This is a genomic window from Sphingomonas sp. UNC305MFCol5.2 (assembly GCF_000712135.1).
In the GTDB taxonomy this organism is placed as follows: Bacteria; Pseudomonadota; Alphaproteobacteria; order Sphingomonadales; family Sphingomonadaceae; genus Sphingomonas.
In genome coordinates this window covers 476,130-490,994 of the sequence record NZ_JOOE01000002.1, presented here as the reverse complement: position 1 = coordinate 490,994, position 14,865 = coordinate 476,130, and the positions used below count along the sequence as shown (strand labels likewise).

The following is a 14,865-nucleotide window of genomic DNA, read 5'->3' as shown; positions in this document are numbered from 1 at the left end:
GTGACGCCCAGTCGCGCACGGCAACGGTGCGGGTGTGCCGGCACAGGACGGCGCGCAATTTCCGGAACCGCCAGCAGAGCGGGCCCGGCAGGATCACGCAAGGAGGATGTCATGAAGGCGCGCGTTTCCGGATCTCACTGGCGTAACACCGTATCCGCGACGGTCGTCGCGCTCGCGCTCGGCACGGCCGCGAATGCAGCGGCGCAGACTACCGACCCGGCGCCGGCCCCCGCCGATGCGCAGGAAGCGCCCGCCGACGAGCAGACCGGCGACGAGATCGTCGTCACCGGCTTCCGCCAGTCGCTCGAGGCCGCGCTCAACGTGAAGCGCGCTTCGGTGTCGGCGGTCGACGCGATCGTCGCAGAGGACATCGCCAAATTCCCCGATCAGAATCTCGCCGAATCGCTTCAGCGCATCCCCGGCATCTCGATCCAGCGCGACGGCGGCGAAGGCCGGGCGATCACGGTTCGCGGTCTCGGCGCGCAGTTCACGCGCGTGCGCGTCAACGGGCTCGAGACGATCACCACCACGGCCGACGGCGCCAGCGCCAATCGCGAACGCGCATTCGACTTCAATGTCTTCGCTTCCGAACTGTTCAGCTCGCTGGTCGTTCACAAGACCGCCGAAGCCTCGCTCGACGAAGGCTCGCTCGGCGCCGTGGTCGACCTCAACACGGGCAATCCGCTCGGCGGCAAATACGGGCTCACCTTCGTCGCATCGGCGCAGGGCAGCTATAACGATCTCTCGAAGAACTGGGGCCCTCGCGTCGCCGGCCTGCTGTCGTGGAAGTCGCCCGACGGTACGATCGGCGCCTCGATCTCCGCCGCCTGGCAGAAGAGCGATACGCTCGAGCTCGGCAACAACACGGTGCGCTGGGCGCAGGCGCGGTTCGACAGTGTCGACGGGACCAATTGCTGGACCACTGCAAACTCCGGTGGAACTTACCTCCCGAGCGCGGCGTGCAACCAGGCCGCGCTCGCCTTCCATCCACGTATCCCGCGCTATGGCGAGGTCGGCCACGATCGCGAGCGGCTGGGCCTGACCGGCAGCGTGCAATGGGCGCCGAGCGATGCCACCAAGATCTCGATCGACGGCCTCTATTCGCGCTTCAAGGAGATCCGCGAAGAGAAATGGGGCGAAGTGCTGCTCCGCTCCAACGAGCGCTCGATCAACGTCGTCAACCCGGTCTATGACGAAAACAACAACATGATCTCGGCGACACTCAACGATGCCTGGGTGCGTACCGAGCATTATCGGCGCGAATCGACCACCGAATTCTACCAGGTCGGTGCCAGCTGGGATCAGGATCTCGGCGAGAATTTCCGCTTCACGCTGCTCGGCGGCATCTCCAAGTCCGATGCCGACATCCCCGTCGAGACCACTCTCATCTTCGACGATCGCGACGCGCAGGGCTATCAATACGACTATACCAACAGCCGCTCGCCCCGGCTGACCTTCGGCACCAGCGTCACCGATCCGGCCAATTTCCAGCTCGCCGAGATCCGCGATCGCCCGTCCAACACCACCAACAAGTTCAGGACCGCTCAGCTGCGCACCGAATGGGACGTGACCGAGGGGTTCACGCTCAAGCTCGGCGGCGTCTACCGCCGTTTCGACTATGATCTGACTGCCTATCAGCGCGACACGGCAGTGTGCGGCAATGGCGGGCTCGATCTGGTCCTGCGCCAGATCACCTGCTCGCCCAGCTCGCTGTTCGGCCCGACTGCGGTCTATGGTTTCCGGGCCACGTCTGCATTGTCCGAGCTGGTCAATCTCGGCAATGCCGGCCAGCCCTCGGGCAACACCAACAGCTGGCTCATTCCCAATATCGACGCGGCCGCGGACTATACCGGGCTCTACAACCGGCCTCTGCTGCTCGACGCGGGCAACAACCGCAGCGTGACCGAGCAGGTCAAGGGCGGCTATTTCCAGGTCGATCTCAACGGATCGGTGCTCGGCATCGATGTCCGCGCCAATGCCGGCATGCGCTATGTTCGCACCGAACAGTCGTCGACCGGGCTCAACAGCGGCACCCAGGTGACCGTCGAGCGCGACTATGAGGACTGGCTGCCCTCCGCCAACATCGCCGCCGATCTCACCCCCAATCTGGTGCTGCGCGCCGCGGTGGCCAAGGTGATGACTCGGCCGCTGCTCGCCAATCTCACGCCCGGCGGATCGGCCGACGGGTTCAACTTCCGGGTCAATTTCGGCAACCCCGATCTCCAGCCGTATCGCGCCACCGCGTACGACGCCGCGCTCGAATGGTATTTCGCGCCGCAATCGGTGTTCTCGGTCGCGTTCTTCAAGAAGGAGATCGACAGCTTCCCCGTGGCCAGCTCACGCGTCGACACCTTCACCTCGACCGGGCTGCCCGCCTCGGTGCTCACCACGTCTTCGCCGGGCTTCCTCAACCCCGCGCTGCAGGCGCAGCCGATCTGGACGATCCAGACCACGGTCAACGGCACCGGCGCGGACCTGAAGGGTGTCGAGCTTTCGCTGCAGGCGCCGTTCCGCTTCCTGCCCGGGTTCCTCAGCAACTTCGGCGGCATCGTCAATGCGAGCTTCATCGACTCGAACGCCGTCTACGCCCAGGGCGTGCCGGCGACCGTGCCGGGCGGCGGCAGCGTCAACCAGCCGTTCGAGACGACTTTGTACCAGCTCTCCAAGCGCGCCTTCAACGCGACGCTATACTATGAAGACAGCAGGTTCAGCGCCCGCGCCTCGGTCGCCTATCGCGGTGGCTTCAACGATCAGGGTTCGGCGACGGGCAACGTCTTCGAAGGCTATAACGCGATCACCAATGTCGATGCGTCGATCCGCTACAAGATCACCGACAATGTCGAATTGTCGCTGGAAGGCACGAACCTCACCGACGCCTATCGCGATCGCTGGGTCGATCAGGACGCGAACCGGCCCTACGAGTACAACCATTTCGGCCGCACCTTCCTGGTCGGCGCGCGCTTCAAGATGTGAGGCAAGAAGGGGCGGCGCGAACAATTAAGCACCGCCTCCGCGGGGGTGACGGTCAAGGGTCAGCACTCGATTATCCGCCGTGAGGCGCGTATCCAGCGGAGACGTGGATCCCGGACTGAAGGCTTTCCGGCGTAAACCTGCGGTTTTCCGGGAAAGCCTAACATCCGGGATGACGCAAAAGGAATTAAGTCCGGAGTTAGCCCAGTCCCTGGCTGCGCGCCCAGGTCAGGAACAGCTCCGGCCACACCCCCGCGGGCTTGCCCACCGCGCGGGTCATGCCGAAGCCGTGCCCTCCATGGGTGAAGAGGTGGGTTTCCACCGGCACGCCCGCCGCCTTGAGCGCGGCGCGCAGCAACAGGCTGTTCTCCACCGGCACCGTGGCGTCGTCCTCCGAATGGACGAGGAAGCAAGGCGGCGTGGCTTTGGTCACGTTGAGATGCGGCGAATGCGCCGCCTCCAGCGCGGGGCTCGCATTCTCGCCGATCAGCTGCTTGCGCGATCCCATATGGGCATCCGGTGCAGTCATCGATATCACCGGATAGATCGGCGCCGCGAGGAACGGCCGTGCGCTGAGCTTGTCGGCCTCGTCGATCGGATCATAGGTTTTCGCTGCATGCCGCGTCGCAAGGTCGGCGCAAAGGTGCCCGCCCGCCGAAAAGCCGATCGTCGCCACGCGTTCGGCATCGAGGCCGTCGCGGATTGCCCGCGCGCGGATCAGCCGCATCGCGCGCTGCGCGTCTGAGAGCGCGACATCGGCGCCCGCCGCCCAGCCGTCGCCCGGCAGGCGATAGAAGAGCACATAGGCAGTGAAGCCCTGCGCGGCGAGCCAGCGCGCGAGGATATAGCCCTCATGATCCAGCACGATCCGGACATAGCCGCCGCCGGGCGTGATCAGCACCGAAGCGCCATTGGCGATCCGCGGGCGGAACACCGCCATTCTCGGATTGGCGACTCCGCTCACCGCGCGATCGGCGAGGGCGCCATCGGTGCTGCGCTCGACCACCTTCTCCACGGGCAGCGTCGCCGGCTTGCCCGGCACGCCTTTTGGCCACAGGTCGATTGTCTCGGTCGGGTCGGTCAGCCCCGCCGGCAGCGGCTTGTCGCTCTTCGGCGGTGCGGTCTGGGCCTTGACCGCAAGCGGCGCGGCGAGCCCGGCGAGCAACGCGGAACGGCGATCGAACTTCATCCGGCAAACTCCTGAACGCCCCGGCTTCAGGTGCCGGGCTGGATATAGGGCACGCGCGCGAACAGCTCGCGCTGCCATTTGCGCGGGTCGTTCTCGATGCCGCTGCGCACATCGAAGAGCATCGTCGCGCGCTTGTCGAGGTCGTAGCGCGGCCAGCGCGGCAGGCCGGCATGGTTGGGGTCGCCGGTGCGCGTGAAGGCGACGAAGCTGTCCTGCATCGCTTTGGACGCCGCGCGCGCGTCGGCGCCGGTCCCGGTCTGCGAACCTTCGGCATCGAGCGTGCCGAACACCAGCGGGATATCCATCGTGTGGAAAGCGCCGCGCCGCGGATCGGTGCGCGATCCGAAGTCGAGCTGATACACCCATCCCGGCGCGCCTGACTTCGCGCGCTCCTCGGCCTCGATCACCTGCCCGCGCCAGCTCCGCCCCGCAGTGGTCGCGTCGTAGAAGACCTGTTCGGGCGTCCATCCGGGAAAGTGCGCGCGATATTCGGAGACGACCCATTCGGGCAGGATGTCGATGCGTAGCTCGGGGGCGATCCGCTCGGCCAGATTGCCCCAATTGAGATCGCGCATCTTCGCCGAATCCGGCGCGATGAACGCACGGGTTTCGTCATGCGTGTTGCCGAGGATCATCGGGATGTGGAGCGACTGCGGGTTGGCGTCGGGCCAGAAGGGGTGGCGGGTCAGCCATTTCATGTCGAGCACCGGCCCGAAATAGACGCCGCCGCCCAGCACCGGATCGGTCGCCGAGAGCCCCTCGACCAGCTTCTCCTGCGGCATCGCCAGCAGCGCGCCGATGTCGTTTTCCTTGATCCCCAGCCTGGCGAGATACGCCCGCGTCCGCGCGGTTGCGTTGAGCGGGCCCGAAGCGGTGACCTGTTGCCCGCTCATCGTCGCGGCGCGGTGGAACAGCCCCTTGGCGGCGGGCATGCCCATCATCGTCGCGATCTTGGCACCGCCGCCGGACTGGCCGAACACCATCACCTTGTCCGGGTCGCCCCCGAACGCGGCGATATTGTCGCGCACCCATTGCAGCGCGAGGATCAGGTCGAGCTGGCCGCAATTGCCGCTGTCGGCGAAGCGCGGGTCGAGCCGGGCGAGATACAGATAGCCGAACGCGTTGAGCCGGTGGTTGACCGTCACCACCACTACATCGCCTCGCGCTGCCAGCGCGTGCCCGTCGTTGAGCGGATCGGTGACGCTGCCGCCCGAATAGGCGCCGCCATGGATGTAGAGCATCACCGGCTTGCGCGCAGTGGGGCGGGCGTCGGCGGTCCAGATGTTGAGGAACAGGCTGTCCTCCGACTGCGGGCCGTAACGGCTGCCGGATTGCGGTGAGACCGGGCCGAATTTGTCGGCCGGCTCCACGCCGAATGCGACGACGGGCACCGGCGCGCGGAACCGTTCGGCGCGGCCGTAGCGGATGCCGCGGAAAACGCGGACGCCGTCTTCGACTGTTCCCTGGAACGCTCCTGCCGCAGTGCGGACCGGCCCGGCGGACTGGGCCCAGGCGCGGCCGGCGATCAGGGTTGCGGAGACAGCACCGATCAGCGTGCGGCGGTCGATCATTGCTCTCTCCCGGACATTTGTTTGCGCAAACCGGTAACCGGTGTCAGATGGGTTGGCAACGATGGTTGCGTCTGCGGCCGTTTCGACCCACATAGCCATCGGCGCACGGGCGCCCCGGAACGCGCATGACCACTGCTCTCAAGATCCATTCGAGCGACGATGTCGCAACCCTGCTCGAAGCCGCCACCGCAGGCGAGGTGGTCGATGTCGGCGGCTCCCCCGTGGTCGCCCGCGCCGACATCCCCAAGGGCCACAAGATCGCGCTGCGTGATATCGCCATAAGCGAAAACATCGCAAAATTCGGTTTCCCCATCGGCCGCGCTACCGCGCCGATCCGCGTGGGCGACCATGTCCACAGCCATAATCTCGCGACCGGCCTCTCGGGCACGCTCGATTATCGCTACGATCCGCACGCCGATCCGCGTGCCGTCGCGCCGGGCGCGCGCACCTTCCTGGGCTATGTCCGCGAGGATGGAAGGGTCGGGACGCGCAACGAAATCTGGATCCTGCCCACCGTCGGCTGCGTCGGCCGCACCGCCGAACGCATCGCTGCCGAAGCCGGCCGCCGGCATGCCGGGCAAGTCGACGGCGTCCACGCCTTCGCGCACCCTTATGGCTGCTCGCAGCTCGGCGATGACCTCGCCGCCACCCGCCGCATGCTCGCCGCGCTTGCCGCGCATCCCAATGCCGGCGGTGTCCTCCTGATCGGGCTCGGCTGCGAATCGAACCAGCTTTCGCGGCTGCTCGAGGACGTTCCCGAAAGCTACAAGCCGCGCATCCGCACCGTGATCGCGCAGAACTCGACCGACGAGTTCGAAGACGGCCTGGCCGCGGTCGCCGAACTCGCCGCCGAGGCCGCGAAGACCAAGCGCGAGCCCGTCGGGCTCGACAAGCTCGTGCTCGGGGTGAAGTGCGGTGGGTCGGACGGCTTTTCCGGTCTCACCGCCAATCCGCTGGTTGGGCGGATGAGCGACGTCGTCACTGCCGCCGGCGGCAGCGCGATCGTCACCGAGATCCCCGAGATCTTCGGCGCCGAACAGATGCTGATGGATCGCGCCGAGAACCGTGCGGTGTTCGAAGGCGTGGTTGATGTGGTCAACGACTTCAAGAACTACTTCCTCAGCCACGGCGAGCCGGTTTCCGAAAATCCGTCGCCGGGCAATGTCGCCGGGGGCATCACGACGCTGGAAGAAAAGTCGCTCGGCGCCGTCCAGAAAGCGGGCCACGCGACGCTCACCGACGTCAAGCGCTATGGCGAACGCATCGAGCGCACCGGCCTGACCTTGCTCGAAGCCCCGGGCAACGACGCCGTCTCCTCGACCGCGCTCGCCGCCGCCGGGGCGACGGTGATCCTCTTCACTACCGGCCGCGGCACGCCGCTCGGCTTCCCCGTGCCGACGGTCAAGATCGCCTCGAACAGCGATCTCGCCGCCCGGAAACCCGGCTGGATCGATTTCGACGCGGGGCAGGTGCTCACACAAGGCTTCGAAGCCGCCGAAGAAGCGCTGATCGACCACATCGTCGCGATCGCATCGGGCGCGGAGACTTGCGCCGAGCGCAACGGCGAACGCGAAATCGCCTTCTGGAAACGCGGCGTCACGCTTTGATCCCTCATCCCTTCGAAAGCCTGGATCGCATGCAACATGCCGCTCGCTGAAATCCCGGCTTTCGCCGGGATGGCGGTTCACCAGCAAAAGCCGCACCGCGTATCTCCCGTTGCTAATGACACCGGTTTCCTCTAATCCACCGCGAACAGAGTATGAGAGGAAGGGCCTGGTGGGATTCGTACAGTTTGCCGATGAAGCGCGTAGGATCGCCGAGACGTTCGTCGAGGCGCGCCGCGAGAGCCGCGGGCTGCCCGAATTTCCCGGCGCCATCCCCGCTGGGCTCGACCAGGCCTATTCCGTGCAGGACCATGCGATCGCTTTCGATGGTCGCCCGATCGGCGGCTGGAAGGTTGGTCGTATCAATCCGCCGCGTGATGGAGTCGACCGGCTCGCCGGACCGATCTTCACCGACACCATCGTCGATGCGCGCGAGGACCTCGAGATGCCGATCTTCGGCGAGGGCTTCGGTGCCGCAGAGGCCGAGTTCCTCCTCCGCCTCCGCGCCGCCCCACCGGCGGGCAAGACCGGCTTCACTGAGGAAGAGGCCGCAGATCTGATCGACGCGGTCCATGTCGGGATCGAGATCGCCAGCTCACCTTTCCCGGGGATCAACGATCATGGCCCGACCGTGACCATCTCCGATTACGGCAATAATAACGGCCTTGTCATCGGTCCCGAGATCAAGGATTGGCGCAGCGCGGACATCAAGGCATGGCCTGTCACGCTCGACATCAACGGTGAGCGGATCGGCGCCGCTACCGCCGAGACGATGCTTGACGGCCCCGTGGGCGCGGCGCGCTTCCTGCTAGAGCTGATGGCGGCGCGCGGCATCGCGCTGCAGGCGGGGCAATGGGTTTCGAGCGGCGCGGTTACCGGCGTCCATCCGGTAAAAGCCGGCGATCGGGTCCTGTGCCGGTTCGGCGACGGTTTCGAAGTGACGTGCACGATAACCGCCTCGTAAGAAGGTGGAAGCCCAAATGGAGAGAGCATGGTTGAGGCGCGCGCAGGGGCAATAGCCGCTGCCGACTCCCGGGTTTGCATGGGGAAAGGTGCGCGCGTGCTGCTGGCCTTCGCGGCCGCGACGGCATTGATGCCGCCTGCCGCGGCGCAGGAGCTGCTGTTCCGCGCGAGCGGCGACAAGGATTTCGCCGCCGAGGTCGCGAAAGGCGATGCCCGGCCCAATTTCCAGAGCGGCATGACGATCGTCTCCGACGGTGCGAGAGGCGGTGCGATGCGCTGGCCCGACGATGGTTATCTGACCTGGTCCGCGCCGGGCAACATGCAGGCGCAGCGCGGTACGCTGTCCTTTTTCTGGCGTTCGCGCGAACCCGTCGGCGAAGCGCCGTTCGTGATCTTCCGCGCCGGGTTCGCCGATCATTCGAGTTGGGACATGGCGTTCCTCCGGATCGACTATAACGGCCACGGCTTCGATGCCTTCGTCACCGACGCCAATCTCTCGCGTGTCCGCGTCTCGTGGCGGATGGACCCGCTGCCCGCGCCCGATGCGTGGCACCACATCGCCTTCGGCTGGGACGAGACGCAGGGCGTCCGCCTGTTCGTCGACGGCAAGCTCGTCGCGAAGAACACCACGCGCGCCGATCTCGATGCCGGCCTCGATCAGTTCGGCCTCGCCGCGCGGGTACTCTCGCCGCACCAGGTCCAGAGCCGCTACAATTTCACGCGCGGCAGCGATTTCGACGAAGTCCGCGTCTACGACCGGTTGCTCGCCCCCGATGCCGTGGCCGCGCTCGCTGCCGGCGCCGAACCTGCGGCCCGATCCACCGAAAAGCTCGATCGCGCCGCCTGGCTCCACCGCTTCGGCTGGGACCGCGGCGCACCGCCGCTCCTCACCGCGCAATCCACTCGCGTCCGCAAGGTCGAGTTCGCCGACGCGAAGGACCTCAAGGAATGGATGTGGAAGGGCGTCGACGGCATCGCCGAGACAACCTGGCCCGGCGTCTACAACCGCTCGCGGCTCCCCGGGCGCAGCGACTATTTCGATCTGCCAGACTGGAACGTCTATGTCGACGGCGGCAAAGCCTACACGCTGCGCGTCCCGGAAGGCGAGGCGTTCAATCGAATCGAGATCCGCGGCGCGGCTTATGGCGGCCTTGCGTGGAGTACAGACGGCGATCGTTTCGCCATGCTGGCGCAGCGTCCGAAGGGCGTGGTCCGCAGCGTCGACGAACTTACGCCCCGCACCGGCGGCATCCTCCGCTTCACCAACAGCGAGCAGGAGCAGCCGATCCAGGAGATCTGGGCGTATAATGTCTCCGAAGGCGCCGAGCCCAAGGGCACGTACAAGCTCGCTTATACCGTGGATTCCTCAGCCGCGGCCGATCTCGCGGGCTTGCGCGACCTCAATGCCTTCATCGCCGGCCGCTATCCCGCCGACGAGCGCGGCACCGTCATCGCACTGCCGGCAGGCGCGCGCAGCGCTGCCCCGGCTGCCGGCAGCGCGGCTGCTACCGGCGCCGCCATGCGCGGCGGCGACGAGGCGCCGATCGTCCACGTCCTGATCCCCTCGGGCTTCGGTGCCGCTGATCCTGGCAAGCCGATCGCTCGCGCCTGGAATTATGGCTGGGAGAACAGCCATGACGGCCTCGACGGCGTGGCCCTCGACATTCCCGCGCTGAAGGCCACGCCCGACGCGACCGGCAGAATCGCGCTCAACATTCGCGTCAAGGATCCGATCTGGCCGGGCCGCGACATGATCGACGTCTCGGTCTCGGTGAAGCCGGGCGAGGCGCGGACGCTCTGGCTCGATCTGCGCGATCGTATCCTCACCAATGATAGCTTGTATCTGACGATCGCTTCCGCCGCGCCCGATTTCACTGCGCAATCGCTCGACGGCATGAACGTCCGCCTGGTCTTCAAGGACCGCGAAGCGGCGAAGGCCGAGCATGTCGCCGATCGCTTCAACCAGGTGAAGGACAATTGGGCCTTCCTCGTCGAGGAGCACACAGCTTCGCAGCGCGAAGGGCTCTATCGCCGTCTCTATGCCGACATCGGCGATCTGCTCCGCGTCGATCCCGATCACCTCGAAGGCCGTCGCTATTGGGCCGATATCGGCTACGCGCCCGAGAAGATGCCGCGCGTCACCGTTGCGCCGGCGCCTGCGGGCGTGCCCGAATGGGCGTGGCTCCAGCTTCAGGATCTCGGCCGCGTCCGCGAATTCGTCACTTGGTGGATCGACAATCGGCAGGTGGCGTTCGGCGATTTCGGCGGCGGGCTCTCGGACGATGTCGATCTCGTCCAGCAATGGCCCGGGCTCGCGCTGATGGGAGTCGAACCCGACAAGATCAACGCCTCGCTCCGCGCGCTGACCGAGGCGGTCTACAAGCATGGCATGATGGAGAACGGCCTCGGGGTGCTCACCACCGACGAGCTCCATGCCTACGAGGAGGGGATGAACGCCGATGCCGCGCGGCTCTACCTCAACTGGGGCGAGCCGCGTTCGGTCGAGCGGATGCTCGCGACCGTGAAGGGCCTGCAGAGCGTCATTCTGCCCAACGCCGCCGGCCATATGCACTTCGCCAGCAACTGGTACGGCGCACACAAGATGTACCGCGAGGGGACGTGGGAATGGCAGAAGCCCTATAGCTGGGTCGTCACGCACACGCCGATCCTGATGGGCGTGTACAATGCCAATCCCTCGGCGAAGCGGCTGATCACCGGCCTCGTCGACGGGCTGCTCGCGCACGGCAAGCAGGATGCGACGGGCAAGTGGAGCTTCCCCAACGAGATCAACTGGCGCAGCGATGCCGAGCGCAAGGGCGACGGCGGCGGTGCGAGCGTACCGCTTCAGTCCGCCTGGGCGGCGTGGCGCCTCACCGGCGATACGAAATATCTGGCGCCGGTCACTTCGCGCATCGCCGCGTCGCCGGCGCTCGTCGCCGAGGTCAACGAGAATGCGCCGGCCGCGCTGCCCGAGGGCAACCAATGGAGCGCCGCGCTCAAGGGCCGCGGTGATCTCGGCCGATACGTCCAGTGGCAGGAGAGCGGCGATACCGCGCCGCTCGCCGATCTTCACCGCGAAGCGATCGCCCAGAAGATCAACCGCATGTACATGATGACCGAGGGGCATTGGTGGTCCGATCGCGTCTCGATGCCGCAGGAAATGCTCCAGCGCGAGCGGCTCGGCGGTATCGCGCTGGCACGCAACCAGAGCTGGCCCGGGCACACCGTCAGCTGGCGCTTCGCCGAGCCGGGCGCCGCCGAGCAAGTCGCGATCCTCGTTCCCGGTGCCACCCGCGAGCATTTTCGCGTGATCGCGTACAATATCAGCGATCGGCCCCAGCGCGCCGAGATGAGCAGCTGGAACGTCGCCGCCGGCCGCTGGCGAATGCGCACGGGGACGAAGGCCGATGGCTCCGATCTCGGCGCCGGCAGTCCGCTCCAGCTCGAGCGCAGCGCCGCCACCGATCTCAGCTTCGCGCCGCGGGCGACTACCGTCTTCGACTTCACGCTCGAAACACCGAGCGACGAACCGGCAACCCGTCCCGATCTGGGCATCGGCGTCGACGATGTCTCCTTGAAGGGCCGCGGACTCACCGTCATCGTGCACAGCCTGGGCTCGGCGGCAGCGCCGGGCGGCATGCTTTTCCTGGAGGATTCCTCGGGTCGCACCGTGGCCTCCACGAAGATCGCGGCGCTCGCCGCACCGGCGGACCTGACGCCCAAAACGGCGCGGGTGCGGCTCACGGTGCCGGCGGGCGTCGCGATCGAAACGCTGCGGCTCCGCCTTTCGCTCGGCGGTGGCGGCCGCGAGGTCACGATGCGCAACAACATGCTTCCGCTCGCAACGGTGATTCGCCGGTGACCGCGCTGGGCCGTCGCGATTTTCTGGGCAGTCTCGCCGCTTGCGCGACGCTTCACGCGCTTCCGGCGCGTGCCGGTTCCAGCGGCGACACGAAGCTGCGCGAGGTGCTCGACGGCCTGAATGCGATCCCCGGCTACGATGCCCGGCTGGCCCGTCTCGAAGCCTTCGATGTCGGCGCATTGTCGCAATCGGCAAGCCTCGACCTGCGAACCATTCGCAACGCTCTTGCGATAGATTCGCAGCTGATGCGCTTCATTCCCGGCGGCAAGTCGGAAGGGCCGTATCGCCTCCCGCCCGCCTCGGAGCCCGGGCTCTGGCGCCGTGCCAACGGTCCGCTCGCATATCGGCTGCTGCTCGAACGCCATGTCGGCGAACGCGTCGATCCCGAGGCAGCGCATCGCCGCTTCGAGCGCGAGGTCGCGGCGCTCGGCAAGCGTGCCGACCGGCTGATGCGCGATGCCGGGTTCGCACAAGGCGGCGTCGGCAGTCGTTTCAAGGCAATGTTCGGCGATCCACGCTGGCTCTATCCGGACGACGATGCCGGCCGCGACGCCGCGGTCGCCGATATGAACCGTTGGCTCGATCACGCGCGCAGGATCACGCCCACGCTCGTCGGTTCGATCCCACCCTCCAGCCTCGACGTCAGCGTCCGCCGCATGAGCCGCGCCGACGAGGCGGCGGGGAAGCAGGGCTATCGCCAGATCCCGTCGGAGCACCAATCGGGCGTCTATGTCGTCGACCTCAAGCAAATCCGCCGCCGTCCGCGCTGGAGCCTGCACAGTGTCGTCCATCACGAGTTGCTGCCGGGGCATATGGTCCAGCTGCCGATCGAGGCCGAGGCGAACGTGCATCCGCTGCGCATCGCCTATCTGCCCGCATTCTCCGAAGGCTGGGCAGTCCACGCCGAGCAGTTGATGGCTGATCGCGGCGCATATCGTGGCGCGCCGCTCGAAGAGCTCGGCCATGTCCATTGGCTGTTGTTCCGCGCGGTGCGCGGGCTGATCGATACCGGCATCCACCACCGGCGTTGGAGTCTCGACAAGGCGCGCGCCGAGTTCGACCGGCTGCAGGGCGTGCCGGCCTATTTCGCGCCGTTCGAGACCGATCTCGTACGAATCGCAGGCGAGCCTGCCGTCCGCGCCGCCGAGGCGCTGATCTGGCTCAGCCTCGCTGGCCTGACACCACGCGGCAATAGCCGCTTGCTGTGTCAGGCCAATTCGCGAATATTGGCCAGCGGCCGCAAACCCCTGCAAACCATCCCGAATATTGGGAGTGATTCGCAAAATGCGAAATTTATGCTCCAAAGCTTCCCACGGCAGGGGGTTGCAGCTAACCAACCAGGCCGCGAGCGGGAAATCCGGCGGCAAATGACAGCGGGAGAGACTGGATGAGCGATACGCGGGAAGCGACATTATCCGGCGCGGCGGAACGCGCTGGGCGCTATCGCTGGATGATCGTGGCATTGCTGTTCGCGGCGACGGTGATCAACTATGTCGATCGCCAGATGATCGGCGTGCTTAAGCCGACGCTGATGACCGATCTCGGCTGGACCGAGAAGGACTTTGCCGGCGTCATCATCTGGTTCCAGTTCGCTTATGCGATCGGTTATATCGCCTTCGGCAAGATCGTCGACAGTGCCGGCGCGCGTGTCGGTTATACGATCGCTTTCGTGATCTGGCAGGTTGCGCATATCGCCCATGGCGCCGCTTCCACCATGACCCAGTTCGCGATGGCGCGCTTCGGCCTCGGCATTGGCGAATCGGGCAATTTCCCTGCGGGTATCAAGGCGGTGACCGAATGGTTCCCGGCCAAGGAACGTGCTTTCGCGATCGGTGTGTTCAATGCCGGATCGAACATCGGCGCGATCCTTACGCCGTTGATCATACCGCTGATGGTGGTTGCCTGGGGTTGGCGCTCGGCGTTCGTGATCACCGGCGTGGTCAGCTTCGTCTGGCTGATCGCCTGGTGGATCATGTACCGCCGCCCGCGCGAGCACAGCAAGGTCGGCGCGGCCGAGCTCGCCTGGATCGAGCAGGACCCCGCCGATCCCACCACCCCGCTCGGCTACGGCGCGGTATTCACGCGCCGCGAGACCTGGGCCTTCGCACTCGGCAAGTTCTTCATCGATCCGATCTGGTGGTTCTTCCTGTTCTGGCTGCCGGGCTATCTGTTCGAGCGTTACGACCTCAATCTGATGACCTTCGGCCTGCCGCTCGCCGCGATCTACCTGATCTCGGATTTCGGCAGCGTCGCGGGCGGGTGGATGTCGTCGCGGCTGATGAAGGCCGGCTGGACCGCCAATCGCGCCCGCAAGCTGACGATGTTCATCTGCGCCTGCCTGGTGGTGCCGGTAGTGTTCGCGGAGTCGATCTCCAGCGTGTGGGTGGCCGTGCTGATCATCGGCATCGCGACCGCCGCGCACCAGGCCTTTTCGGCGAACCTCTATGCAGTGCCGGCCGATATCTTTCCCCGCGCGGCAGTGGGATCGGTGATCGGCATCGGCGGCACCGCCGGCGCGGTGGGGGGCATGCTGATGTCCTTCTATGCCGGCGAGGTGCTCGAGCGGCTGGGGACCTATTGGCCGTTGTTCATGGTGGCGGCGGGCGCCTATTTCCTCGCCTTGCTTTGCATCCACTTGCTCTCGCCGCGGTTCGAGCGAGTCGATATGGCCTCGCGGGCCTGACAGTAGCGTAACGGAGAAGATCG

8 protein-coding genes are annotated in these 14,865 nt (G+C 66.4%); 6 read left to right on the top strand and 2 right to left on the bottom strand.

Annotated elements, in window-relative coordinates; translation table 11 throughout:
• The first annotated feature begins 111 nt into the window (after window positions 1-111).
• On the top strand, window positions 112-2,973 hold the full coding sequence (locus tag BR78_RS0109430; RefSeq protein ID WP_029936303.1) for a TonB-dependent receptor: 2,862 nt from the start codon (window positions 112-114) through the stop codon (window positions 2,971-2,973).
• A gap of 196 nt (window positions 2,974-3,169) precedes the next feature.
• Here BR78_RS0109430 and BR78_RS0109425 read toward each other — a convergent pair whose 3' ends face one another.
• Together BR78_RS0109425 and BR78_RS0109420 are read right to left on the bottom strand one after the other, a co-directional pair.
• A complete protein-coding gene (locus BR78_RS0109425; RefSeq protein WP_029936301.1) occupies window positions 3,170-4,159 on the bottom strand; it encodes an alpha/beta hydrolase in 990 nt (329 codons plus the stop codon).
• Window positions 4,160-4,185: 26 nt separating this feature from the next.
• Entirely contained in the window at window positions 4,186-5,730 is a 1,545-nt protein-coding gene (locus tag BR78_RS0109420; RefSeq protein WP_029936299.1) for a carboxylesterase/lipase family protein, read from the bottom strand.
• A gap of 125 nt (window positions 5,731-5,855) precedes the next feature.
• Here BR78_RS0109420 and BR78_RS0109415 point away from each other — a divergent pair, with 125 nt between their 5' ends.
• The 5 genes from BR78_RS0109415 to BR78_RS0109395 all read left to right on the top strand — a co-directional run bounded on the left by BR78_RS0109415 (window position 5,856) and on the right by BR78_RS0109395 (window position 14,842).
• Window positions 5,856-7,337 carry a UxaA family hydrolase gene (locus BR78_RS0109415; RefSeq protein WP_029936297.1) on the top strand — a complete coding sequence of 494 codons (1,482 nt, stop codon included), beginning with the start codon at window positions 5,856-5,858 and terminating at the stop codon, window positions 7,335-7,337.
• A gap of 169 nt (window positions 7,338-7,506) precedes the next feature.
• Entirely contained in the window at window positions 7,507-8,298 is a 792-nt protein-coding gene (locus BR78_RS0109410; protein ID WP_051683276.1) for a 2-keto-4-pentenoate hydratase, read from the top strand.
• A gap of 96 nt (window positions 8,299-8,394) precedes the next feature.
• Window positions 8,395-12,159, top strand: a complete 3,765-nt coding sequence (locus BR78_RS0109405; protein WP_331280239.1) for a LamG-like jellyroll fold domain-containing protein — start codon at window positions 8,395-8,397, stop codon at window positions 12,157-12,159.
• Window positions 12,156-13,550: a DUF885 family protein gene (locus tag BR78_RS0109400; protein ID WP_051683275.1), complete on the top strand. Its 1,395-nt coding sequence runs from the start codon at window positions 12,156-12,158 to the stop codon at window positions 13,548-13,550. Before BR78_RS0109405 ends, BR78_RS0109400 begins: the two co-directional genes overlap by 4 nt.
• The gene (locus BR78_RS0109395) at window positions 13,547-14,842 is read left to right on the top strand and encodes an MFS transporter (RefSeq protein ID WP_029936290.1); all 1,296 of its coding nucleotides are present in this window, start codon (window positions 13,547-13,549) and stop codon (window positions 14,840-14,842) included. The genes BR78_RS0109400 and BR78_RS0109395 overlap by 4 nt, the downstream gene beginning before the upstream one ends.
• The last annotated feature ends 23 nt before the right edge of the window (window positions 14,843-14,865 follow it).